The 22921-nt window shown below is 45.6% G+C and carries 25 protein-coding genes and 1 other RNA gene; 11 read left to right on the top strand and 15 right to left on the bottom strand.

Annotated features, from left to right (window positions below; translation table 11 throughout):
* Positions 1 to 33 precede the first annotated feature (33 nt).
* The 10 genes from mraY to ACSSU7_RS11170 all read right to left on the bottom strand — a co-directional run bounded on the left by mraY (position 34) and on the right by ACSSU7_RS11170 (position 9289).
* Positions 34 to 1137, bottom strand: coding sequence for a phospho-N-acetylmuramoyl-pentapeptide-transferase (gene mraY, locus ACSSU7_RS11215; protein WP_331018767.1), 1104 nt, complete (start codon positions 1135 to 1137; stop codon positions 34 to 36).
* A gap of 19 nt (positions 1138 to 1156) precedes the next feature.
* Complete coding sequence (locus tag ACSSU7_RS11210) at positions 1157 to 2509, bottom strand: UDP-N-acetylmuramoyl-tripeptide--D-alanyl-D-alanine ligase (protein WP_492516553.1); 1353 nt, start codon at positions 2507 to 2509, stop codon at positions 1157 to 1159.
* Complete coding sequence (locus ACSSU7_RS11205) at positions 2506 to 3969, bottom strand: UDP-N-acetylmuramoyl-L-alanyl-D-glutamate--2,6-diaminopimelate ligase (protein WP_492516552.1); 1464 nt, start codon at positions 3967 to 3969, stop codon at positions 2506 to 2508. Before ACSSU7_RS11205 ends, ACSSU7_RS11210 begins: the two co-directional genes overlap by 4 nt.
* Positions 3966 to 5690: a peptidoglycan D,D-transpeptidase FtsI family protein gene (locus ACSSU7_RS11200; protein WP_492516551.1), complete on the bottom strand. Its 1725-nt coding sequence runs from the start codon at positions 5688 to 5690 to the stop codon at positions 3966 to 3968. Before ACSSU7_RS11200 ends, ACSSU7_RS11205 begins: the two co-directional genes overlap by 4 nt.
* The gene (ftsL, locus tag ACSSU7_RS11195) at positions 5690 to 6004 is read right to left on the bottom strand and encodes a cell division protein FtsL (protein WP_492516550.1); all 315 of its coding nucleotides are present in this window, start codon (positions 6002 to 6004) and stop codon (positions 5690 to 5692) included. The genes ACSSU7_RS11200 and ftsL overlap by 1 nt, the downstream gene beginning before the upstream one ends.
* Entirely contained in the window at positions 6001 to 7083 is a 1083-nt protein-coding gene (gene rsmH / locus ACSSU7_RS11190; protein WP_492516549.1) for a 16S rRNA (cytosine(1402)-N(4))-methyltransferase RsmH, read from the bottom strand. The genes ftsL and rsmH overlap by 4 nt, the downstream gene beginning before the upstream one ends.
* The gene (mraZ, locus tag ACSSU7_RS11185; protein ID WP_492516548.1) at positions 7080 to 7526 is read right to left on the bottom strand and encodes a division/cell wall cluster transcriptional repressor MraZ; all 447 of its coding nucleotides are present in this window, start codon (positions 7524 to 7526) and stop codon (positions 7080 to 7082) included. The genes rsmH and mraZ overlap by 4 nt, the downstream gene beginning before the upstream one ends.
* A gap of 624 nt (positions 7527 to 8150) precedes the next feature.
* Positions 8151 to 8524: RNase P RNA component class A (gene rnpB, locus ACSSU7_RS11180), an RNA gene on the bottom strand.
* A gap of 243 nt (positions 8525 to 8767) precedes the next feature.
* The gene (locus ACSSU7_RS11175; protein ID WP_492516547.1) at positions 8768 to 8962 is read right to left on the bottom strand and encodes a YjfB family protein; all 195 of its coding nucleotides are present in this window, start codon (positions 8960 to 8962) and stop codon (positions 8768 to 8770) included.
* A 27-nt stretch (positions 8963 to 8989) separates the two neighbouring features.
* A complete protein-coding gene (locus tag ACSSU7_RS11170) occupies positions 8990 to 9289 on the bottom strand; it encodes a flagellar basal body protein (RefSeq protein WP_492516546.1) in 300 nt (99 codons plus the stop codon).
* A gap of 109 nt (positions 9290 to 9398) precedes the next feature.
* On the opposite strand from ACSSU7_RS11170, the gene ACSSU7_RS11165 reads away from it, so the two are divergent.
* Positions 9399 to 9626, top strand: coding sequence for a VF530 family protein (locus ACSSU7_RS11165; RefSeq protein ID WP_492516545.1), 228 nt, complete (start codon positions 9399 to 9401; stop codon positions 9624 to 9626).
* A 4-nt stretch (positions 9627 to 9630) separates the two neighbouring features.
* Here ACSSU7_RS11165 and rnk read toward each other — a convergent pair whose 3' ends face one another.
* Positions 9631 to 10005, bottom strand: coding sequence for a nucleoside diphosphate kinase regulator (gene rnk / locus ACSSU7_RS11160; RefSeq protein WP_492517797.1), 375 nt, complete (start codon positions 10003 to 10005; stop codon positions 9631 to 9633).
* A gap of 130 nt (positions 10006 to 10135) precedes the next feature.
* On the opposite strand from rnk, the gene ACSSU7_RS11155 reads away from it, so the two are divergent.
* Entirely contained in the window at positions 10136 to 11041 is a 906-nt protein-coding gene (locus tag ACSSU7_RS11155) for a LysR family transcriptional regulator (RefSeq protein WP_492516544.1), read from the top strand.
* 104 nt (positions 11042 to 11145) lie between these two features.
* On the opposite strand, the gene pyrC is transcribed toward ACSSU7_RS11155, so the two are convergent.
* Both pyrC and rsmI read right to left on the bottom strand, forming a co-directional pair.
* Complete coding sequence (gene pyrC / locus ACSSU7_RS11150; protein WP_492516543.1) at positions 11146 to 12189, bottom strand: dihydroorotase; 1044 nt, start codon at positions 12187 to 12189, stop codon at positions 11146 to 11148.
* A gap of 32 nt (positions 12190 to 12221) precedes the next feature.
* Positions 12222 to 13064: a 16S rRNA (cytidine(1402)-2'-O)-methyltransferase gene (rsmI, locus tag ACSSU7_RS11145; RefSeq protein WP_492516542.1), complete on the bottom strand. Its 843-nt coding sequence runs from the start codon at positions 13062 to 13064 to the stop codon at positions 12222 to 12224.
* A gap of 15 nt (positions 13065 to 13079) precedes the next feature.
* Between rsmI and ACSSU7_RS11140 the strand changes: the two genes are divergently transcribed.
* From ACSSU7_RS11140 to ACSSU7_RS11125, 4 genes are all read left to right on the top strand, one after another.
* The gene (locus tag ACSSU7_RS11140; RefSeq protein WP_492516541.1) at positions 13080 to 14717 is read left to right on the top strand and encodes a penicillin-binding protein activator; all 1638 of its coding nucleotides are present in this window, start codon (positions 13080 to 13082) and stop codon (positions 14715 to 14717) included.
* Positions 14718 to 14730: 13 nt separating this feature from the next.
* On the top strand, positions 14731 to 15090 hold the full coding sequence (locus tag ACSSU7_RS11135) for a YraN family protein (RefSeq protein ID WP_492516540.1): 360 nt from the start codon (positions 14731 to 14733) through the stop codon (positions 15088 to 15090).
* A gap of 48 nt (positions 15091 to 15138) precedes the next feature.
* Positions 15139 to 15708 (top strand): BON domain-containing protein, encoded by a 570-nt coding sequence (locus tag ACSSU7_RS11130; RefSeq protein WP_492516539.1) that lies wholly within the window; start codon positions 15139 to 15141, stop codon positions 15706 to 15708.
* A gap of 233 nt (positions 15709 to 15941) precedes the next feature.
* A complete protein-coding gene (locus tag ACSSU7_RS11125) occupies positions 15942 to 16259 on the top strand; it encodes a DUF3579 domain-containing protein (RefSeq protein WP_492516538.1) in 318 nt (105 codons plus the stop codon).
* Between the two features lie 96 nt (positions 16260 to 16355).
* Here ACSSU7_RS11125 and ACSSU7_RS11120 read toward each other — a convergent pair whose 3' ends face one another.
* The gene (locus ACSSU7_RS11120; protein ID WP_492516537.1) at positions 16356 to 16832 is read right to left on the bottom strand and encodes a TlpA disulfide reductase family protein; all 477 of its coding nucleotides are present in this window, start codon (positions 16830 to 16832) and stop codon (positions 16356 to 16358) included.
* Positions 16833 to 16999: 167 nt separating this feature from the next.
* Between ACSSU7_RS11120 and ACSSU7_RS11115 the strand changes: the two genes are divergently transcribed.
* The 5 genes from ACSSU7_RS11115 (at position 17000) to ACSSU7_RS11095 (ending at position 22571) form a co-directional block, all read left to right on the top strand.
* Positions 17000 to 18574 carry a cyclic-di-GMP receptor FimW-related protein gene (locus ACSSU7_RS11115; RefSeq protein WP_492516536.1) on the top strand — a complete coding sequence of 525 codons (1575 nt, stop codon included), beginning with the start codon at positions 17000 to 17002 and terminating at the stop codon, positions 18572 to 18574.
* 99 nt (positions 18575 to 18673) lie between these two features.
* Positions 18674 to 19000, top strand: a complete 327-nt coding sequence (trxA, locus tag ACSSU7_RS11110; RefSeq protein WP_015832964.1) for a thioredoxin TrxA — start codon at positions 18674 to 18676, stop codon at positions 18998 to 19000.
* A gap of 152 nt (positions 19001 to 19152) precedes the next feature.
* Positions 19153 to 20412, top strand: a complete 1260-nt coding sequence (gene rho, locus ACSSU7_RS11105) for a transcription termination factor Rho (RefSeq protein WP_015832965.1) — start codon at positions 19153 to 19155, stop codon at positions 20410 to 20412.
* Positions 20413 to 20531: 119 nt separating this feature from the next.
* On the top strand, positions 20532 to 20774 hold the full coding sequence (locus ACSSU7_RS11100) for a type B 50S ribosomal protein L31 (protein WP_492516535.1): 243 nt from the start codon (positions 20532 to 20534) through the stop codon (positions 20772 to 20774).
* A 144-nt stretch (positions 20775 to 20918) separates the two neighbouring features.
* Complete coding sequence (locus ACSSU7_RS11095; RefSeq protein WP_492516534.1) at positions 20919 to 22571, top strand: ArnT family glycosyltransferase; 1653 nt, start codon at positions 20919 to 20921, stop codon at positions 22569 to 22571.
* 114 nt (positions 22572 to 22685) lie between these two features.
* On the opposite strand, the gene ACSSU7_RS11090 is transcribed toward ACSSU7_RS11095, so the two are convergent.
* Entirely contained in the window at positions 22686 to 22904 is a 219-nt protein-coding gene (locus ACSSU7_RS11090) for a formate dehydrogenase subunit delta (RefSeq protein WP_492516533.1), read from the bottom strand.
* Positions 22905 to 22921 lie beyond the last annotated feature (17 nt).

Genomic DNA, 22921 nt, shown 5'->3' with positions numbered 1-22921 from the left:
TTAAGTTCACTAATTACCTAATTTTTAGACTTGTTACCTAATTTTTAAACTAGCCAAACCAATCAATACCAGCATCATGCTGATGATCCAGAAGCGCACCACTACTTGTGTTTCTTTCCAGCCTTTTTGCTCATAATGGTGATGCAGCGGCGCCATCAAAAAGATACGTTTACCGGTACCGGTTTTATGTTTGGTGTATTTAAAGTAAGTCACCTGTGCCGCTACCGATAAGGTTTCCATCACAAACACGCCACCCATAATGAACAAGATCACTTCCTGACGCACCACCACAGCAACAATGCCTAAGGCCGCACCTAATGCCAGGGCACCTACGTCGCCCATAAACACCTCAGCCGGATAGGCATTGAACCAAAGGAAGCCCAAGCCTGCGCCCACCATTGCGGCACAGAACACGGTAAGCTCACCCGCACCCGGCACATAGGCGATACTTAAGTATCTTGAGAAGTACAAGTGCCCAGTCACATACGCAAAAATCGCCAAGGCACCGGCCACCATCACGGTTGGCATAATTGCTAGACCATCTAAACCATCTGTGAGGTTAACGGCGTTGCTGCTACCTACCACCACCAGATAAGTCAGCACAATAAATCCCAAGCCACTCAGTGGTACAACCAGATTTTTAAAGAATGGGATCAGCAATGTCGTTTCCGCTGGCGTAGCGGCTGTTTGCTGCAAGAACACAGCAACGCTTAAACCTACCACGGATTGCCAGAAATACTTTTCTTTAGCAGACAAGCCTTTAGGGTTGCGATGTACCACCTTGCGCCAGTCGTCCACCCAGCCAATCACGCCAAAACCTAGTGTGGTAAATAGCACCACCCAAACAAATCGATTGCTCAAGTCCGCCCATAGCAGGGTTGAAATCGCAATTGACACCAAGATCAATGCGCCCCCCATGGTTGGAGTGCCAGCTTTAATCAAATGCGTTTGCGGGCCATCGTCACGCACTGCTTGACCCACTTTATATTGGGTTAATTTACGAATTAAAGTTGGCCCTACCATCAATGAAATCACCAATGCAGTAAGCGTAGCCAAAACAGCACGCAAGGTAATGTAATTAAATACATTAAACCCACGGATATCATGTGCTAACCATTGTGCTAGTTCGAGTAACATTTTCTTTCTCCCAATTCGCTTACTTTTGTGTTTCTACCAACAAATTCACTACGCGCTCCATTTGCATAAAACGCGAACCTTTAACCAGCACGGTGGTGCCTTGCTCAAGTGCGGGCAACACTGCCTGTGCAATAGCCTCTGCTGAGCTAAAGTGCTCGGCACCCTGCCCAAAGCTGCGTGCAGTCTCCACACTTAAATTACCTAAGCAATACAGCGCTGCTAAACCAGCCGCCTTGGCATAAGCACCAACTTCTGCATGCATATTTTGCGCATCAGCACCAAGCTCGCCCATATCACCCAGCACCAGTATTTTTTTACCCGCAAGCTTAGCCAAAACATTGATGGCAGCCTTCATTGAGTCTGGGTTAGCGTTATAAGTATCATCAATCACCACGGCACCATTGATACCGGCTTTGCGCTCCAAGCGCCCATATACACCAGTAAAACTGGCTAAACCACGACCTATATCACTTAATGAAACACCTAGTGCGTAAGCCGCAGTAGCTGCTGCCAATGCGTTGCTAATATTGTGCTCACCTTGCACATTCAACTGCACGCTTACCTCAGTGCCTGCTGCAGTCAGTAGCACACTGGCGTAACCATCAAGCTCTTGATAGCGAGCACTTACATCCGCAGCTTTTTTCAGCCCAAATGTCACTATTTTTCTGTTTGGATTCAGTGATTTCCAGTATCCTGCATAATCGCTGTCAGCATTAATCACTGCCACGCCATCCGGCTTGAGCCCTGCAAAAATCTCGCCCTTAGCTTTAGCAATATTGTCACGTGAGCCCAGCTCACCAATATGCGCAATACCGGCGTTATTAATCAGCGCCACATCCGGTTGGGCAATATGGGTTAAATAATCAATCTCACCTAAATGGTTCATGCCCATTTCCACCACGGCATACTGATGGCTTGGCTGCATTTTCAGTAAGGTGAGCGGCAAACCTATATCGTTATTCAAGTTACCGTAGGTTGCATGTACAGAGGCCTTACCTTGCGCTACCTCGCTTAAAATTGCGCTTAGCATTTCTTTAGTGGTGGTCTTACCGTTACTGCCGGTCACGGCTACCACAGGCATCTCAAACTTTTGACGCCAGTATTTAGCCAGCTCACCTAGGGCAAGTCTGGTATCTGCAACCACAATACGCGGCTCTGCCTGCACAGCAGCATCAGACACCAGCACCGCCGCCGCGCCCAGCTTTAAAGCCTCTTGCGCGAAGGTGTTTCCATCAAAATTTGCACCTTTAAGCGCTACAAATAACTGTCCCGCCACAATATTGCGGCTGTCGCTGCCTACAGAACTAAACTGCACATCAGCGCCGATGTGCTGTACGCCTAAAGCCGCTGCTGCTTCTGATAGCATCATCATTTTCTCACCGCCATTGCCTGATTAGGCACCCAATTCAATAACGCAGACTGCGCAACGGTGATATCGCTAAACGGCGTTCTTACCCCGCCAATTTCCTGATAATCTTCATGTCCTTTACCTGCCAACAACACAACATCGTCCTTATTGGCAAACTTGATTGCCTGCTGAATCGCAATCGCACGATCAGGTGCTATGCTTGGCAACACCGTCATACCGTTAACGATTTGCTCAATAATCAATGCAGGATTTTCATTGCGCGGATTATCGCTAGTCACCACCACATGGTGCGCAAACTTTTCAGCAATCGCCCCCATCAACGGGCGCTTACCTGCATCACGATCACCACCGCAGCCAAATACGCAAATTAACTTGCCTAGCGTTTGCTCACGCAGGCTAACCAACACATTCTCCAAAGCATCCGGCGTATGTGCATAATCCACCACCACTAACGGCTTATCCTCGCCGCCAAATTGCTGCATACGACCAGCCACAGGCTTAATCTGCGAAATGGCAGCGACCGCGTCACTCAATGGCACTTGGCGTGCCAATAGGGTTGCCAGCACGGCCAGCAAGTTATAGGCATTAAAGCGCCCCAACACTGGCGCACTCAACACCGCGTTGCCTTGCGGTGTAGTTACTTGCATGCTGATTCCGTTAGCCCCCAACGTGAGCGTGTTAGCACGCACATCACCCTGTGCCAAGCCGTAAGTCAGTAATGACTTATTATTTGCAATAAGCGATGCCGCCATCTTTTTGCCAAAATCATCATCCGCATTCAAAATTGCAGTATGCAAGTTTGGCCAGTTAAATAGCTTTTGCTTGGCGCTGGCATACGCATCCATCGTTTCGTGATAATCCAGATGATCACGCGTTAGGTTAGTAAATACGGCAAAATCAAACTCAACCGCATTCACACGCCCTTGATCTAAGCCATGCGATGAAACTTCCATCGCTACCGCAGTAGCACCTTGATTGGCATAATCTGCCAACATTTTTTGCAGCAAAATGGCATCTGGCGTGGTGTTACTAGTTTCCACCAAGCCGTTACCGCTCGCATCGGCAAAGCCACTACCAATGGTGCCGATTACTGCTGTTTTTTTACCCAAGGCCTGCATAGCCTGCGCAATCCATTGGCTCACAGAGGTTTTACCATTAGTACCGGTCACGCCTATCACATCCAGCTTGCGTGATGGATATTGATAAAACTCAGCAGCAATCTGTGCCACTTGGTTTTTCAATTGACTCACACCAAGATTAGCCACTTTGATTGCCGCATCCCAAACAAAACCTTCGCTATCCCAAAGCACTGCACTGGCACCCGCAGTAACCGCTTGAGCAATATATTTGCGGCCATCGCTATGCACTCCTGGATACGCTAAAAACAAAGCGCCAGGTACAACTTGCCGGCTATCAGCTGTCACTAAGGTAAATGTCTGATTAAAAGATGTGAGCAAGGTCATATGCTTTCCTTCACATCTTCAACATCACTAGGAATCACTACGTTATTATTCGGCGCATCTTGTGGCACTGACAGCATACGTAGCGCATCAGCCATCACCGCACTAAATACAGGTGCAGCAACCGTGCCGCCGTAATACTCGCCACTACTTGGGTCATCAATCATCACCGCCATAATCAAACGCGGGTTAGAAGCTGGCGCCATGCCCACAAACGAACCTACATATTTATTCTTTTCATAGCCGTGATCACCAAGCTTGTGCGTGGTACCGGTTTTACCCGCGACACGATACCCAAGCACTTGCGCCCTTAACGCCGTACCGCCAGGTAGCACAACCAACTCCAGCATAGACTTCACTTCATTGGCAGTTTTTGCACTAAACACTTGCGTACCCACAGGTACATCCTTTAATTTCAATAAAGAAACTGGTTTTAATTCACCATCATTGGCAAATACGGTATAAGCCCGTGCCATTTGCAGCAAGGTCACGCTGATCCCATGCCCGTATGACATAGTTGCCTGCTCAATAGGACGCCATGTTTTGTAATCACGTAGCCTGCCAGAAACCTCTCCAGGAAAGCCGATGCGAGTTTTTGAACCGAAACCGATTAAATTAAACACGCCCCACAAATACTGAGGCTCAAGCGACAGTGCCATTTTTGCTGCGCCCACGTTTGAAGACTTTTGAATCACTTCGGACACCGTCATCAAGCCATGCGGATGCGCGTCATGAATCGTGGCTGGGCCTATGCTCATATAGCCGGGCGCAGTTTGAATCAACGTATCTGGCGTGTATTTTCCAGCTTCCAAGGCCGCCGCTACCGTGACAGTTTTCATGGTTGAGCCTGGCTCAAAGATGTCTGTAATCGCACGGTTACGTGTTTTACCTTGAATATTGACCGGGTTATTGGGGTTGTAAGTTGGCACATTTACCATTGCCAACACTTCTCCGGTTTTTGCATCCAGCACAATGGCAGCACCAGCATTTGCCTGAAATTTTTCCACTGCCTTTGTCAGCTCGCGATGCGCTAAATACTGAATCCTGCGATCAATAGATAACGTAATGTCCGCACCATCTTGCGGCACTTTAACCGCTTCCAAGTCCTCGATGATGCGGCCGGCACGGTCTTTAATCACCTTGCGGCTACCATTTTTACCTGACAACGCACTATTCATCGCCAGCTCAAAGCCTTCTTGGCCTTTATCGTCAATATCGGTAAAGCCCACCAAGTGCGCTGTCACATCTCCCGCAGGGTAATAGCGTTTGTATTCACGTTGCAGATAAACACCGGCAATGCCTAGCTGCATAATCTCAGCCGCTAATTCTGGAGAAACACGGCGCTTTAAATACACAAACTCACGTGTATTGTTAGCTAGTTTTTTATCAATCGTGTCTTTTTTAAAGCCTAACAATTCAGCAAGCTTTTTGGTTTGGCTTGCGCTAATTTTCACATCTGACGGATTCGCCCACACCGACTCCACAGGAGAGCTAATCGCCAGTAATTCGCCATAACGATCCGTAATCTTTCCACGTTGCGCCGGCAACACCAAGGTACGGCTATAGCGCGCATCTCCTTTTTCTTGCAAAAAGCGCTTATGGAAGCTTTGCAAATACACACCCCTGCCCAGCAAGGCAGCAAACCCTAGCAGCACCAATACCAGCAATAGGCGACGACGCCATGCTGGTAATTTCACAATCACTAAGGGGGTGTGCATAGCCATTAAGGTTTACCCTCACTTTGCACATCTGCAGGTTTGTTTAATGCTGGCTGCGCCACCAAACTCACCACCTGAATCCTTTTTGCATCAGGCACTTGCATTTGTAGTTGCTGCGTAGCAATTTGCTCAATGCGTGAATGCATAGCCCAAGTACTCTGCTCCAGCTGTAGTTGGCCATACTCTTGGTCGTACTGTTTTTCAGTTTGATTCAAATGCTCTAACTCTATGTACAACTTACGCGCTTGATGCTGCGCATTGACCAAGCCCAATGACGAAAAAATTAATGCAAAAAACAATATGAGATTAAGGCGCGTCATAAAACCGACGTCCTTTCCGCCACGCGCAATACCGCACTGCGTGAACGTGGATTCAACCGCACCTCTTCGTCGCTAGGCTTAATTGCCTTACCCACACTTTTTAAACGCGGCTGCGGCAAATCAGCCGCACGCACCGGGAAATTTGCCGGCAGGTCATCGCGATCTTCCTGACCGCGAATAAACTGCTTCACAATACGGTCTTCAAGCGAATGAAAACTGATGACTGCAAGCCTGCCCCGTGGCGCAAGCAGCTTCAAGCATTGCGGCATAGTTACCGATAATTCCTCAAGCTCCTGATTGACGAAAATCCGTAAAGCTTGAAATGTGCGCGTTGCAGGGTTCTGCCCTGGCTCGAAGCGCGTGACTGCACCTGCCACGACCTGGGCAAGCTGCCCAGTAGTGGTGATGGCACGCCCGTCATTGCGCTCCGCAATAATCGCCCTTGCAATCGACTTAGCAAACCGTTCTTCACCATAATTTTTTATAACCTCCGCTAATTGCTGCTCTGTTGTACGGCCAAGAAAATCTGCCGCTGTTTCCCCACTACTTTGATCCATGCGCATATCCAACGGCGCATCGTATCTAAAACTAAAACCACGGCCAGCTTCATCAATTTGCGGTGATGAGATGCCCAAATCCAACAAAATCCCGTCCACATGCTGAACGCCCAGCTCAGCCAAACGTGCTTGCATGGCCGCAAAGTGGCTGTGTACCAGCGTAAAACGCGGATCATTAACCGCCTTGCCAGACTCGATAGCAGCCAAATCGCGATCAAATGCAATTAATCGGCCTGCATCACCTAACTGCGCTAAAATTTTTCTGGAATGACCACCGCGACCAAATGTGCCATCTACATAGATGCCATTTGGCTTAATGTCTAAAGCATGCACAGCCTCGTTCAGCAACACAGTAATATGTGCATTAACGGAAGAAGCTTCATCTACCATGCTTTGATCTTGATTTGAATTTGAGACTGACACTTCTTGTGGGTACTTTTCTAACTTATCAGCGTTTTTTAGAGACGCTTTTTTTGAAGACAATGATGCTTTGGTGGGCGCGCTGTTCACGCCCTTAATCACAGCGAAAATCCCTCTAATTCTGCGGGCATTGCAAAACCATCATCTTGCATTACTTGCTCTAATTGGGCACGCCATGCAGCGATGCTCCACAATTCAAAATGGCTACCCTGGCCAACCAACATCACTTCTTTATCCAAGCCGGCAAAGTCACGCAATACTGGCGACACCAGCAGACGGCCTGCGCCATCCAGACTGATGTCTTCAGCAAAACCGACCAGTAAGCGCTGCAAGGCACTAGATTGCTTATCAAAGGACGACAAAGCCATCATTTTTGCTTGAATAGGCTCCCAAGCCGGCTGCGGATACAGCAATAGGCAACGATGAGGGTGCGCAGTCAACACTAAGTTGCCGGCACACTCAAGCTGCAATGCTTCTCTGTGCTTTGTGGGCACAGCGAGCCTGCTCTTGGCATCCAAACTTAATGATGTAGCACCACGAAACATACGTCTGTTATTTTCCTTAAAGTCCGATTAAGCCCAAACAAACAATTTCTATATAAAAAATGGGGAACTGCCAAACCGCATCACAAGACACCAATCAAATAACCCTTAGTAGTTATCTAACGAGCCAATCTCTACAACACCACTCAAGAATTTCACCTACCTAACAATGAGCAATTCCCCACAAAAACCCACTTTTCCCCACTAAGATGCACTATAGATAAAAAAATTATCTAATGCAAGCGCTTTTTTGCTATTTTTTCTTTACAGGTCAAGGACTTAGCGCTTTTTTGTGATAAAAATAAAGTCGTTATAAATTAAGCACATACAAAATTGTGTGAATGTAGATTGTTAGGATAATTGCGAAAGCGTTTGAATTGTAATTAAGCCGTCACAAAGACTATTTTTTGTTCGTCAATTAGCCAGATTTTTCACATGCATGGCGATGAACCAAGCCCGTGCTGGTTTGAGCAAATAAATGACGGTAAAAATCGATGTCATAGCGCACTACATCCCATCGCTAACTGAGCATTTTTAACATTGAAATAATAAAAAATCGGATAAAAAAACATGATGCAAGACAAGCGCGCAATGCACTGAGGGATTAAAAACTAAAGTGTTGGATTAAATTGAAGCTGGCCGATAAGCCGGGTTCTGTTTACGTTTTACAACGCACGACAGTCATTCATCTAGGCGTACAATTACTTGCACGCTCGAGCAACCTACCCGCTGGCAGCGCGAGCCACGCCAATACCAGCCTATTTGGTCTTGCTGCGAATGGAGGTTACCGCGTTTCACCGTAACTTAATACGCTCGTCTCTGTGGCCCTATTCCTCGCCTTATACCTTGCGGCTTTCAGCGGACGGCCGTTAACCGTCATCCCGCTCTATGCAGCCCGGACTTTCCTCCCTCCACCAAGAGAACCCACAAGGAGCTATCCTGCTTAACTAAACCAGTAAACTGGCAAGTTAAATGTGAACGGCGACTGTCTAGCCAGCTTCATGCGTATTTTAACATGCGGGAGGCTAACCTAATCGAGTTTATTGCTTAACAGCCTAGCGGTCAAAAAGCCTAGCAAGATTAAGCGTAAAGAAATGCAAGTGAGAACAAATGGTCTGAAGCAAAATATTTATACTTCAATCTTGAAACCACATTATTTGAAAACTTGAAACAGTGCCTCTTTAAAGCACAGCATGTGAAATGAACTCTCCAGAAACCAACTAAATAAGCTTAAAGCTACTTAGCTAAGCAAAAGTATCAATCGTATTACCAAGATTGGGCGGATTGCTGGGTAAAGATTGCGTAGCAGCTTGAATAAGTTGCAACGAGCTTTGAGCGCTGATGTCGATCGCTTTTTTAAATACCGCCAGCTGCACATCACTAGCCGTTTTGTACTGCGCCAGATTAGCTGCCGCCGTTGCTATTCCTGAAACGTCCATACCAAGCTCCTCACTACAAATACATAGCTATGCATTAATATCGATGATAGTACCCATCAACATATCATTATTAGACTTGAACACCGACAAATTAGCCATATAAGTATTTCTGGCTTTAAGCTGCTCAACCATATCCGCTTCCAAATTACTGCCAGACTGTGCAGCGCTTTTGATATCCGCCACCACCGTACCGCCTTGTGGAAGATCAGCCTGCACCACTTCTTTTCTTGTAAAGTTATCAGTACTGAGATTAGCAATATTATTCGCAGCCACATCCAACCGAGTTTGCGCAGCATTCATGCCTGATAAAGAAGTGTTTACATTCATAATTTGAATTTAATTCAATAGATTAAGCCCACATTACCAAGTAGCTTTAACACTGTCAACCATATACTTTTTGAATATAGTTCAGCGGATTAATGATATAAATACACCTATGACAAACACTCAACACAACAACCCCTTACACGGTATTACTTTAGAAGCCATTGTGACTTATTTGGTAGATTATTACGGCTGGGAAACGCTCGCCGATAAAATTCCTGTCAATTGTTTTAGCAGCGATCCCAGCATTAAATCCAGTTTGAAATTTTTACGCAAAACGCAATGGGCACGGGACAAAGTAGAAAGCCTCTATTTAGCCACCATCCCAAAGCACAGGTAACGGCCTAATCCTGTTCCAGCCCAAAATAATTAGCAACACTCACCACTTTTAGCCGTCTGGATTGCCCATGGGGGAATGGCCAATCAATCACCTGCCCTTCTTTCAACCCGAGCAATGCAGAGCCCACAGGCGAAAGCACTGAAATCTTTCCGTATTTCAGGTCCGCCCCCTCCGGAAATACCAGCTCTACTTCACGGCTTAAGCCGCTACTTTCATCCAAATAGATAACGCGTGAATTTATCCTGACCACATCTGCTGGTACTTGATCCGCTGGCACAACAATCGCCCTACTTAACTCATCACCTAGCAACTCATCATTGGCAAGCATAGAAAGCCGCGCATAGTCCTGATCTGAAAGTATTAATTTATCAATTTCCATCATCTTCCCCAACACATCGTAAAAATGCCGAACACAATGCTCGGCACATCAACATATTAATGGGTACAAACAGATTAAATAAGACCATCAAATCGCACATAACTGTTTCCAATATGGCTACAATAAGCTTATGTATGATTTAAATTTAATGATAATTTTTGCCCAAGTAGTGAATGAGCAGGGCTTTTCAGCTGCGGCAAGAAAGCTTGGCGTGTCCAGATCTTCCGTTAGCAAGGCTGTTGCCAAATTAGAACATAGTCTTGACGCCAGCCTGCTCAACCGCAGCACGCGCCACCTGAGCCTAACTGAGGTTGGTGCGTCTTTTTTTGATTACTGCACACGCATCAATGATGAGGCAGACCAAGCGCATAAGATGATTGAAAGCCTGAATGCACAACCACGCGGCGTGCTTAAGGTGGCCGCCTCTGTGGCCTTTGGCACATTACATATTGCGCCAGCAGTAGGCGACTTTCTGCATCGCTACCCAGAGCTTGATATTGACATGACCATTACAGATCGCGTGGTTGATTTAGCTGAAGAAGGCTACGACCTAGTGATATGCGTCACCAGAAACCCGCCCGAGGCTCTGGTTGCAAAAAAACTAGCACCGATAAGACGCAGGCTGTGTGCCACACCTGACTATTTTAAACAATTTGGCATTCCACAGTCACCACAAGCACTGACGCAGCACAACTGCCTTGACTACATACACTCGGGGGACAGCGGTTTATGGCGCTTTGAAGTTGCAGGTAGCGAGAGCTTAATTCCCGTTTCAGGGCGTTTACGCATTAATGACGACGAGGCGCTATCACAAGTAGTATTAGGTGGGTTTGGACTTGCGTTACTGCCTACTTTTATTATTGGCAAAGATATACAAGCCAAGCGGCTACAGTCCGTGTTGCCGGAGTGCATCCCAATTGACCAATATGTATATGCACTTTATCTACCAAAACGGAACTTACCGCTAAAAACCCGCGCTTTGATTGATTTCTTAAGTGAACGCTTTGGCCCAGAACCATATTGGGATCAAGAGTAGACTTAGCCCGTTACCACACAAGAACGTAGCGCCAAATGCGTACTGCGCCAACTTAAGAAAAACTGGCGCAGCCTACGTAGAGAGCTTACTTCAAGAGATTGTAATTACAGCATTTTCCAATTGAGCATCTGCTCCGCACGCAGCGGCACCAGCACATCACCATCATACGGCAAGCTAGCTGGCACTTTCCAGCTTTCTTTCACTAGCGTAATTTGCTCTGTATTACGTGGCAAGCCATAAAAATCAGCGCCATAAAAACTCGCAAAACCTTCTAATTTATCCAAAGCACCCGCCAGCTCAAACGCTTCCGCATAAAGCTCCATTGCAGTATGTGCGGTGTACATACCAGCACACCCGCACGCAGCCTCTTTTGTATGCTTGGCATGTGGCGCACTATCCGTACCTAAGAAGAATTTAGGATTACCTGATGTTGCCGCTTTCACCAACGCTACGCGATGCTCTTCTCGCTTTAAAATAGGCAAACAGTAGTGATGCGGCTGAATGCCGCCTTTAAACATATCATTACGGTTCATCAATAAATGATGCGCAGTCACAGTAGCCGCCACATTGCTTGATGCCTGCGCTACAAAATCCGCGGCATCTTGCGTGGTGATATGTTCAAACACCACCTTTAAGTTTGGAAATTTTTTGAGCAATGGAATCATATTGCGCTCAATAAACACGCGTTCACGATCAAACACATCGACATCACTATCGGTCACCTCCGCGTGCGCCAGCAAAGGCATGCCCACCTTCTCCATAGCTTCCAGCGCTTTCACACAGTGCCCAAGATTAGTCACACCAGAGTCGCTGTTAGTAGTAGCGCCAGCAGGATAAAGCTTTATGCCATGCACAATGCCACTGGCTTTAGCGCGCTCAACCTCTTCAGCAGTCGTGTTATCCGTCAGATACAAGGTCATCAACGGCTCAAAGTTTGCACCCACCGGCAGCGCGTTTAGAATGCGCTCTCGATACTCAATTGCTAAAGCGGTGGTTGTGACTGGCGGACGCAAGTTCGGCATCACAATCGCGCGCGCAAACTGTCTTGCGGTATCTGGCAGCACAGCTTTAAGTGCGCCACCATCTCTTAAATGTAAGTGCCAGTCATCTGGGCGTGTAATGGTAAGTGAGTGCATAGGATTATTCATATTCAATAGTTCTGATTCAATAGTACGGACGGTTATTCAGATTGCTGCTTCAACTGTAATGCAAAATCGTATAAAACATTCTTTTTCTCATGGGTAATCTCTGTGGTCAGTTTAACCGCCTGCTTGAGTGGCAACTCCGCCAACAGCAACTTTAATATACGCACAGTTTCTTCAGGCACGTCTTCTGCATCTTTAATGGCCGCAGCTTCTATCAGTAGCACAAACTCTCCGCGCTGCTGATTCGTGTCTACCTCCAGCCATGCCTCTGCATCAGCCAGTGTGCAGCTGTAGATAGTTTCAAACGTTTTAGTCAACTCGCGCGCAAAGGTAATACGGCGCTCAGCACCTAACACCGCACACATATCAACGATACTATCCACAATACGATGCGGCGCCTCATAAATGACCAATGTCACGGTTTGTGTTTTTAGCGCTTCCAACACCTTACGCCGCGCAGCACCGCTGGCAGGCAAAAAACCATGAAACAAAAAGCCATTTTGTACAATACCACTGGCCGATAACGCAGTAATTACCGCACTTACACCAGGTACCGGCACCACTTTCACTCCGGCTTTACGCACCAAGTCCACCACCACTGCGCCAGGGTCACTAATCCCAGGCGTACCTGCATCAGTCACCAGCGCGATACTTTCCCCTGCATTCAACTGATGTAGCAATTTCTCTGCGGACTGATGCTCATTATGCTCATGCACAGCAATCAGCTTTTTGCTGATGCCAAAATGACTGAGCAGCCCTGAAGTATGGCGCGTGTCCTCTGCAGCAATCGCATCAACTGCTTTAAGTGTATCCAACGCACGCAAGGTAATATCCTGCAAATTTCCAATTGGCGTTGCTACAACATATAATATGCCCATAGGATACAAAATTTAATGACCAATAATTTAATAAACATCATTTTAGCAACATGCCTGCTTTTTAGCAGTTTAAATTTAGCAGCAGAGCAAATCACCCCTTCCAGCAGCAAAGCTGAAGCGCAGTTTTTGGCAGGTGAAGCTTGCCTCAAGCAAGCAAGCACCGCATGCGCCATGGCAGCTTTGGCCAAAATACCAAGCAGCTCGCCCTATGCCAAATTGCTTCAGGGCGAAATTGCCTACACCAATCAAGCACTAGACCAAGCATTGCAACTATTACTACCACTACAAGCAGAAACGCAGTTCAGCACAACTGCAAAAATCAGCTTGCATCAATATCTGGCAAAAGCCTTTACCAAATTACAGAATACGGAACAAACGCTGGTACATTTATTACAGGTTGATCTAGCGCTATCAATCACAGCCAGCAATAATCAAAAAGATGCGATTACGGCAACCCAGACCCAAATTTGGGAGTTACTCAGCAAGTTAGATCAAAACGAACTTTTGGCGATGCGTGGCAACAATACTGACGACAACTTCCAAGGCTGGGTTGATTTAGCCCTAGCCGCAAAAAATCAAGACCTAACCAGTAGCTTAACAGGCTGGAAAACCAACTACCCAGACCATACAGCAGCAGCACTCGCGAGTAATTTGCAGCAACCCAATGCAAATCAAAACGCATCACAGGCAGTCAAATTACCATCTAGTGGTGATATCGCAATTAGCTACCGCCCCGCCTCTGATATGGACAGTGCAAAAGCCGAAGCGTTTAAAGCCGGTTTAACAGCGGCACTGGCTCACCAAGGTTTGAAAAATGCCATTCAAATTTATACGCCCAGTAATAATGGCGCGGACAATCAGGAACAAAACCCATCTGACGGCAACACGGAAACACCTCAGACAGATACCCAATATGCTATTGCATTAGACTTTAGCCAAACGACTGATGCAGCAAATGCGACCCTACATCAACAGGCAAGCCCGCAAACATTATCCCTAGGCCTATACCTGAACGAAGAAGCCGAACAACTTGTAAAGTTTGCGGCTAAGAACGCGATTAACCATGTTGCGATTCTTACTACGGATAGCATCGCTTCTGCCGAAATGTTAAAGTGCTTCAACACCGCATGGCAGCAAGCATTTAACCTAAACGCAGAACACAATAGCTTTAACATCATCACCCTGCCACAAAGCATCGCAGCCAACGACCCAAGCTTGCTCGACATCCAAACAAAGATTAATGTCAAAGCGCACGACATGACCCTACTGGCGCTACCCGCGGCCGATGCTCGCGTCATCAAACCCTACCTCAATGTGGGCACCCCCACCTTGGCATTCTCCAACATACATGAGAACGCTACTGACCCAGCATTGAATACCGTACGCTTCGTAGAAATTCCATTTTTATTGCCATCAAACACACAATTCACCGCATACCAAAATGGCGTAGACGCATTAACATCTAACGACTTATCACGCTGGTATGCATTAGGGGTAGATTCGCTATCCATATTGGCCACTACGCTACTAGCTAGCGAAAAAGAGGTCCTGCTGAATGGGTTGTCTGGCAAAATTAGCATCAAACATGGCAGCATCACGCGTCAGCCATCTATGGCCAGATTCACTTACGAAGGCATTAGCCAAGAACAATAATATAATCAAGCACATGACCACAAAACTACAAGCCAAAAACATCACAGAAGGTCAGGTGGCGGAGCAAATTGCTGCAACTTTTCTACAAAACAATGGACTCATCGTATTAGAAAAGAACTTTCGCTCCGTGCATGGTGAAATTGATCTCATCATGCATGACGGTAAAACACTGGTTTTTGTGGAGGTGCGCTTACGCAGTAATACAAAATTTGGCGGCGCTGGCATGAGCATCAATGCAAGCAAACAGCAAAAACTCACGCGAACCGCGGAGCGCTATCTACAGATACATGGTGATAACGCCTGCCGATTTGACGCAATTTTAATGCATGCGCTGGATATAACCGCAGTAGAATGGATAAAAGACGCGTTCTAAATGCTTTTATTCCCCACTAACTCACTCAACCATCAGAGGACCTTCATTATGAAACTACCGATTAAACTATTTGCCGCAGTAGCATTAGCTACCCAAATCAGCGCTTGCGTACCTGTCGTTGTAGGCGGTGCAGCAGCCACTGGCGCGATGGCAGCAGATAGACGTACTTCCGGCATTTATGTTGAAGACCAAAACATCGAACTAAAAACGATTAAAAAAATTCATGACGCATTAGGTGAAGCAGCCCATGTCAACGTCACAAGCTTTAAAGGCAACGTGCTGTTAACTGGTGAAGTGCCTAATGAAAATGCAAAATCTCAGGCTGGCAATATCATCTTAGGCACCGAAAGTGTACGTAGCCTAACCAATGAGTTAGCGATTGGCCCTAAAACCACACTAAGCTCACGTGCCAACGACACATTCTTAACCTCAAAAATTAAAACCCAGTTTGTGACAGAAAATCGTTTTAGCGCTAACCATGTCAAAGTAGTGACTGAAAACAGCATCGTTTACCTAATGGGTTATGTCACACAAAAAGAAGCAGATACAGCGGTAGAAATCGCACGTAACGTAAGTGGCGTCACAACCGTGGTAAAAGTATTTGAATACATGCCGTAAACTGCTTAGCATACAACGACATTAATGCGGCCAGCCAGCCTATAGAAAGCAGATTGAACCAACAGGCTGACTGACCGCAAATGCACAATCCCACATATCGCGCCAACCACTCCAAATACTGTCTAAATTATTATGTTGCTTTTGAAATTAGACGCATTTTCATGATGACTGGCAATGCTATAATGTAGGAAACTCTTAAGCTGTATAGCAGCAACAATCATTGGTAAATTTAAATGACTACAGACCAAAAAATCGCCACAGAGCTACAGGAAATCATCATCGAAGGCAACACACGTGCAGGCAAGCCATTCCGCCCAAGCGACTGGGTAGACCGCATGTGCAGCACATACGCAACTTTCGGCGATGACCGCAAATTAAAATACTCACCATACTTAAAACCAAGAGTGGTGAACGGTGTGCGTTGCCTAGCAGTTGATCTGAAATTAAAAGTGGTGAACCCTGAGGGCTATGCTCAATTGATGCATTTTGCTGATGAAAACCAGCTCAACGTGCTGGATAGCAGTGGCAACAGCATTCCGGTGCCACACTAGCAACACCTATTGCCGCAATCAAAGCCCCATGCGTATAAACACCAAGTACACATGGGCACTGTGCCAGCAATCTAGCGCAGTTAACCCAAGTAAAACTTAGCGAGTAGCGCCAGACTTCATCAGGCTTTCTACATACGGCTTCGTCACTATACCGCGCTTTATTTTCACCAGCTTACCTTTGGGATTGTAAATAAAAGTGGTTGGCATCACATCCGCGGCACCAATCTGTTCCACCACGTTATCATCACCCAGCACAATCGGGTATGACATCAGCATATCATCTACATAGGCTTTTACTTCATTCACGTCTTTATAATCAAACACCACACCTAGCACCATTAGGTCTTTTTGACGATGCTGATCATACAGGTTCACTAAATCAGGCACCTCCTCCAAACATGGTGGACACCATGTTGCCCAGTAGTTCACCAGAACCCATTTGCCCTTGTAATGAGAAAGCTGATGCTGAACACCTGCCATATCTTTAAGCACGAAATCAGACTTCGCTGCCACCTCAGCACTAGCAAACTGACTGCATAACAGCATCAAAAAACCTAATAAAAACTTATACATAAATTCACCACAGCAACAGCAATCTACTATTTACTGCCTAAAAATCAACACGCTAGCAAAAACAAAAAATTAGATGTATGCTAACTGTAACGTATTGTTTATGCCAACTTTCACATAAGCAATATCATACAATCATCCACACATAAATTGATTGCAAAAAAAATAATATGGCATTAAACCTTAATATTCCAGCATTACAAGAACACCCAGTATTTATCGCGGAGACGCGTCCGCAAAGAATACACCAACTACTGCAAGAAATTAACTCGCAAGATCCGGCTGATATCGCCACACATTTACACAACGAATTGGAAACACTGAATCGTCAGAAAGTTTCCCCCAATCAAAGAACCCTGGCATTAGACTGCTATCGCAGCCTAATTATCAACGTGACCGCCGCACTTGCTGCAGACTATATCAACACCACACTACCACTTGAAGATAAAGCCAAGTCTGCCGCAACAGCCTGCGAATCACTGTGGCTAGAACTAAGCTACGGCTACAAACTGGTGTTAATTGACTTACAGAACCAACTCATTAAGCTACACACAGATAAAAACTCTGCACTAGCTATTCAGCGCGCAATGCAAGCGATTGCTGAATACACCCTAGTACACTACCAAACCTATTTAACACCACCCAGCCATATCTGGAGCGATTTGCATCAGCTTTACTTCTGCGCAGCCAAACTTGGCATTCTGCATACGAATATTCCAGCGGATCCAGCTCCGACCCATGCTAAAACCTACACTCATTTACTGACTTCTATTGAAGACACTTATAAACATACACTGCTTATCAGCTTGGCACAGCCACACCACCTGATACAGCAAGATATCAGCGCAATTGCGGACTATTTAGCGCACCATATTCAAGCCGCAAGAGTAACCGCAATAGAACCACTGGAAAACAGCTCTGGCGCATTTATCATCAACTTAACGTCAGATGTACCACCCACACCTTACGGCAAGCTCAAGTCAGAACCTAATCCCGACTCTGAACTACTACTACATACCATAGACCTGATTCGCGGTATTCACGAAGACCTGAGCAACCTTCAAAATCGCAGCATCCCCGCCAATGGCAGCATTAATGCTGATGCAAATCACAATGATTACATTGAGCTGCTTTCTTACCTAATTACCAACTGGGGCATCTCCCCTAAACGCAAATTTAGCCGCTCTGCTAAAAATGGTGATATTGACATCGTTGCAGGCATTGAAGACATTCACAACATCATCACTGCCACACAAATTACCAACACCACAAACAACAACCCTGCGGCACAAGCGTATCAAGTAACCCCTTCGCACTGGAAGATATTAAACATCAGCGCAACCGGCGTATCCATCAGGCGTTACCATACTGCAGAAAAAAATATCAAAGTCGGTGGCTTAATTGCACTAAAAGGCAAGAGCGAACAGCAATGGTCAATCGGGCTGGTGAAGTGGGCTAACTGCGGCACGAGAGACCGTTTGGACATCGGGGTACAACTGATTGCTCCATACGCAGACAGCGCTATTGCTCAAACCTTTCAGCACGGTAGCAATAGCAAAATACTCAAACTGCCAGAAATAACAGCGGTGAACCAAGCTGCAACCATCATCGCACCAAGGGGTACGTATATCCACGGTCGCCAGCTTACATTTACATGCAACAAAAAAACCGTGCAGGTATTACTTAATAGATTGATAGAAAGAACACACGAGATTGAGCGCATTCAGTTCGACATCATGAATTAAATCTTATTCAGCATAATTAGGCTTCACTAAAACATTTTTTTTCGTTACGATACACATTTTCAAGTATTATTTAGTCATATTCAATTTAAAGGTTTTTCTATGAGCGAACACATCACACACCTTAGCGATGCAAGTTTTGAACAAGATGTTCTACAATCGCAAATCCCAGTTCTTGTAGACTACTGGGCAGAGTGGTGTGGCCCATGCAAAATGATTGCACCAATTCTAGATGAGATTTCAAAAGAATATGCTGGCCGCATCAAGGTTGCTAAATTAAATATTGATGACAACCAACAAACACCACCTAAATATGGCATTCGTGGCATTCCTACACTGATGCTATTTAAAAATGGCAATGTAGAGGCAACAAAAGTTGGTGCGCTATCTAAATCACAATTAACTGCTTTTATTGACAGCAACATCTAAACACATTACCCTTAGCATAAATCAAGCGCTTGGTTTTAAACAGTTAAAGCTTTAAAACCAAGCACCACACCCTTCAGGCATAAAACTTAGCCCCTGGCACTTAAATCTAAAGCCTTAAATTACCTCTATACCTCTTGTTTTAGCGAGACTTCATGCATCTATCAGACCTCAAACATCTACCTGTCACTGAATTAGTAGAAATGGCCATTGCCAACGAAATCGACAATGCCAGCCGCATGCGTAAGCAAGATTTAATTTTTGCCATTTTAAAAAATAAGGCAAAAAAGGGCGAAAGCATTTTTGGAGACGGCACTTTAGAGGTTTTACAGGATGGGTTTGGTTTTCTAAGGTCACCAGACACCTCTTACTTAGCGGGTCCTGATGACATTTACGTTTCACCCTCTCAAATTCGCCGCTTTAACTTACACACCGGCGATAGCATTCAAGGTGAAATTCGCATCCCTAAAGATGGCGAGCGTTACTTTGCTTTAGTTAAAGTGGACATGGTCAATGGCGAGGCGCCTGAAAACACCAAACATAAAATTCTGTTTGAAAACTTAACACCTTTATTCCCAACCATTCCACTTACGCTAGAGCGTGATATCAAAGGCGCAGAAAACATTACCAGCCGCGTTATCGACATGATTGCGCCTATCGGCAAAGGTCAGCGCGGCCTGCTGGTTGCCAGCCCGAAAAGCGGTAAAACGGTGATGATGCAAAACATCGCACATGCCATTACGGCCAACCACCCTGATGTGATTTTAATTGTGTTGTTAATCGATGAACGTCCTGAAGAAGTGACGGAAATGACACGCTCAGTGAAAGGCGAAGTGGTTGCTTCAACGTTTGACGAGCCAGCGACTCGCCACGTACAAGTGGCAGAAATGGTGCTAGAAAAAGCCAAGCGTTTAGTTGAACATAAAAAAGACGTAGTAATCTTACTAGACTCTATCACACGCCTAGCTCGTGCATACAACACGGTAATCCCGTCTTCAGGCAAAGTGCTCACTGGTGGTGTAGACGCCAACGCCTTGCAACGCCCTAAACGTTTCTTCGGTGCGGCCAGAAATGTTGAGGAAGGTGGCTCACTCACCATTATTGCTACTGCATTAGTGGATACTGGCTCACGTATGGATGACGTTATCTATGAGGAATTCAAAGGTACCGGCAACATGGAAATCCACCTTGACCGCCGCATGGCAGAAAAACGCCAATACCCTGCGATTAACGTCAATAAATCTGGCACACGTCGCGAAGAGTTATTGATTGAGAAAGATGTACTACAAAAAATCTGGGTATTACGAAAACTGCTCTACCCGATGGACGACCTTGAGGCGATGGAGTTCTTGCTAGACAAAATCAAGTCAACGAAAAACAATGCGGATTTTTTTGACAGTATGCGTAGAGGCTAACCCCTTTACAACAAACAATTTACCTTGCATAGCTGAAGCAATATAAATATAATGCTGAGTTATCGCAAAAATTTGCAACATATGCCGTATCATTCGGCAATCAATTAGAGGCTATTATTATGAAAGATGGAGTTCATCCAGAATACCGCGAAGTCGTATTTCAAGACATTGGCGCTGACTTTAGTTTTATCACTCGCTCTACTATTCATGCTAGAGACACTATCAAATGGACTGATGGTAAAGAGTACCCATTAGTTAAGATTGAAGTATCTTCAAAATCACACCCGTTCTACACTGGTAAACAAATGATTCTTGATACTGCTGGTCGTGTTGATAAATTCCGTAAAAAATACGGCATGTAATTCAACAATTACGATCCTGCTTGCAGATTATCGTTTATCAAAAGGCAGCTTAGGCTGCCTTTTGTTTTAGTATGTTGTTTATACAACCCACTTGCTCATATAAAATGAGCATACTTCAATGATGCAGACTCCGAGCTAATCCATATGCGCTTCCAACTTGATCATGACTGGCAAGGCAATATGTCCACACCTCGCGCACGCATAGGTGAGAACACAAAAACTCAACTCTTAATTCTCTTATCTATTATTTGGATTTTTCTTGGCCTGACTGGACATGCGCCGTGGAAACCTCTAGAAACCACTAGCATTAGCATTATTAAAGACATTTTGGACAATGGCCACATCATCGCGCCACTAGCTATAAACCAATCTCTTTTAGATTTACCGCCTTTATATCACCTATCTGCCGCAGGCAGTGCCAAACTATTTAGCTACCTATTCAATATACATGATGGCGCACGCCTCATTAACGCGCTCTGGATGTCAATCACGCTACTCATGGTAGGGATGACAGGGCGTGAGCTATGGACACATGGCGTGGGGCGTTACGCTACATTTATTATGATAGGCACCATCGGCCTTATTTTAAACGCGCACAGTCTCAATGCCGAAGTTGCTACGCTAGCCAGTACTGCAACCGGCTTTTATGCGCTTGCACTTTCCAAGCGCAGGCCGTGGCGTGCTAGCCTACTACTAGGTTCAGCCATTGCCGTTGGCTTTTTAGCCAAGGGTTTACTACCTGTGCTAATTTTAATCGCTACCGCATTGTCTTTAGCGCTATTATTTAATAATTGGCGCACCAAGAGTTTTGCAATTTTTGTCAGCACTGCAGCTTTGGCCGCGCTACCACTAGTTGCTTTGTGGCTGGTGCCTTTTGCACTTTATTTTCCAGATCTATTTAGCGCATGGCTCCACACAGAACTCAACAGTTTCAATAACGCCTACTTTTCATACTTCTTTAAAATATTAATCTGGTATGCATGGCCGGCACTCCCTTTAGCGTTATGGAGCCTGTGGCGCCATCGCGCTCACTTATTGAGTAAACCTAGGTTCCAGCTCATTATTGTATTCTTCATCGTTAGCTTAATTACGCTAGGTGCAGGTGCAGACAATAAAGATATCAATGCACTAACATTATTACTGCCGTTGGTGGCGCTGGGGGCGGGCAGTGTGGACCATCTTAAGCGTGGTGCAGCATCTGCTTTAAACTGGTTCGGCATCAGTTTATTTGGTTTAGCTGGATTTCTGATTTGGCTAGGCTGGTTCGCGATGATGACAGGCTATCCAAGTAGAATTAAAGAACGCATGCAGTTTTTATCTGGCAGCGATAGCACTAACCTGAGCATCATCAGCCTGACGCTCGCTGTTATTATCACCAGCATCTGGTTATTCACTTGCGTTAGAGTTAGGCAAAGCAACCGTGCTACTGTCACAAACTGGGCTGTAGGTATGACGTTTGGATGGGGACTACTCATGACGCTATGGCTGCCATTGATAGATAGCGCTAAGAGCTATAGACCAGTATTTACGCAACTGCAGCAGTCACTAGGCAAGAGTAACGCTTGCATCAAGAGCTTAAACGTAGGTCAATCACAACGCGTATTATTAAACTACTACACCAATCTCCGTCTAGAGCCTATGGATGCACCACATTCAGTTCACTGTGAGTTTTATCTGATACAAGATGAACGTGGCATGACCAGAATGCAACCTAGCGACGAATGGACGTTAATTTGGCGTGGCAAACGCACAGCGGACAGGAAAGAAAGCTTTAGACTTTATCAACGCCAACACTAAAACTATATCTAGAAGTAAATACCTTAGGAAACTACGGTGAATACCAATCACATGTTACTGATGTGATTGGTATTAGCAGAGTCTGCACTTTTAGAAGGCAGACAGTGATGGGGCTTATAACTGTATATGCGCTTTAATGGCTGTTTGCACCATTTGATGCAAACCATTACCACCCTGTACATTTACATATTCAGCAATTTGCTTACGCATAGGCAATGCCCAAAAGCTATTGAGGTGCCCAGCAATATTCTCTTGCGCTTGGCTTTGATTCGGATAAGACTCATAAAAATCACCGATCTGATTCGCCATTGAAATTAAACGTTTAATATCCATATACTCTCTCTAGCTTT

It is taken from the genome of Methylotenera sp. E1MeOHC1 (assembly GCF_058745595.1).
This window is presented reverse-complemented; position numbering and strand designations above follow the sequence as displayed.

Bases quoted from the DNA above. Each gene is read 5' to 3' on its own strand.
- mraY (WP_331018767.1), bottom strand. From the start codon at position 1,137: ATGTTACTCGAACTAGCACAATGGTTAGCACATGATATCCGTGGGTTT.
- ACSSU7_RS11210 (WP_492516553.1), bottom strand. From the start codon at position 2,509: ATGATGATGCTATCAGAAGCAGCAGCGGCTTTAGGCGTACAGCACATC.
- ACSSU7_RS11205 (WP_492516552.1), bottom strand. From the start codon at position 3,969: ATGACCTTGCTCACATCTTTTAATCAGACATTTACCTTAGTGACAGCT.
- ACSSU7_RS11200 (WP_492516551.1), bottom strand. From the start codon at position 5,690: ATGGCTATGCACACCCCCTTAGTGATTGTGAAATTACCAGCATGGCGT.
- ftsL (WP_492516550.1), bottom strand. From the start codon at position 6,004: ATGACGCGCCTTAATCTCATATTGTTTTTTGCATTAATTTTTTCGTCA.
- mraZ (WP_492516548.1), bottom strand. From the start codon at position 7,526: ATGTTTCGTGGTGCTACATCATTAAGTTTGGATGCCAAGAGCAGGCTC.
- ACSSU7_RS11175 (WP_492516547.1), bottom strand. From the start codon at position 8,962: ATGGACGTTTCAGGAATAGCAACGGCGGCAGCTAATCTGGCGCAGTAC.
- ACSSU7_RS11170 (WP_492516546.1), bottom strand. From the start codon at position 9,289: ATGAATGTAAACACTTCTTTATCAGGCATGAATGCTGCGCAAACTCGG.
- ACSSU7_RS11165 (WP_492516545.1), top strand. From the start codon at position 9,399: ATGACAAACACTCAACACAACAACCCCTTACACGGTATTACTTTAGAA.
- rnk (WP_492517797.1), bottom strand. From the start codon at position 10,005: ATGGAAATTGATAAATTAATACTTTCAGATCAGGACTATGCGCGGCTT.
- ACSSU7_RS11155 (WP_492516544.1), top strand. From the start codon at position 10,136: ATGTATGATTTAAATTTAATGATAATTTTTGCCCAAGTAGTGAATGAG.
- pyrC (WP_492516543.1), bottom strand. From the start codon at position 12,189: ATGAATAATCCTATGCACTCACTTACCATTACACGCCCAGATGACTGG.
- rsmI (WP_492516542.1), bottom strand. From the start codon at position 13,064: ATGGGCATATTATATGTTGTAGCAACGCCAATTGGAAATTTGCAGGAT.
- ACSSU7_RS11140 (WP_492516541.1), top strand. From the start codon at position 13,080: ATGACCAATAATTTAATAAACATCATTTTAGCAACATGCCTGCTTTTT.
- ACSSU7_RS11135 (WP_492516540.1), top strand. From the start codon at position 14,731: ATGACCACAAAACTACAAGCCAAAAACATCACAGAAGGTCAGGTGGCG.
- ACSSU7_RS11130 (WP_492516539.1), top strand. From the start codon at position 15,139: ATGAAACTACCGATTAAACTATTTGCCGCAGTAGCATTAGCTACCCAA.
- ACSSU7_RS11125 (WP_492516538.1), top strand. From the start codon at position 15,942: ATGACTACAGACCAAAAAATCGCCACAGAGCTACAGGAAATCATCATC.
- ACSSU7_RS11120 (WP_492516537.1), bottom strand. From the start codon at position 16,832: ATGTATAAGTTTTTATTAGGTTTTTTGATGCTGTTATGCAGTCAGTTT.
- ACSSU7_RS11115 (WP_492516536.1), top strand. From the start codon at position 17,000: ATGGCATTAAACCTTAATATTCCAGCATTACAAGAACACCCAGTATTT.
- trxA (WP_015832964.1), top strand. From the start codon at position 18,674: ATGAGCGAACACATCACACACCTTAGCGATGCAAGTTTTGAACAAGAT.
- rho (WP_015832965.1), top strand. From the start codon at position 19,153: ATGCATCTATCAGACCTCAAACATCTACCTGTCACTGAATTAGTAGAA.
- ACSSU7_RS11100 (WP_492516535.1), top strand. From the start codon at position 20,532: ATGAAAGATGGAGTTCATCCAGAATACCGCGAAGTCGTATTTCAAGAC.
- ACSSU7_RS11095 (WP_492516534.1), top strand. From the start codon at position 20,919: ATGCGCTTCCAACTTGATCATGACTGGCAAGGCAATATGTCCACACCT.
- ACSSU7_RS11090 (WP_492516533.1), bottom strand. From the start codon at position 22,904: ATGGATATTAAACGTTTAATTTCAATGGCGAATCAGATCGGTGATTTT.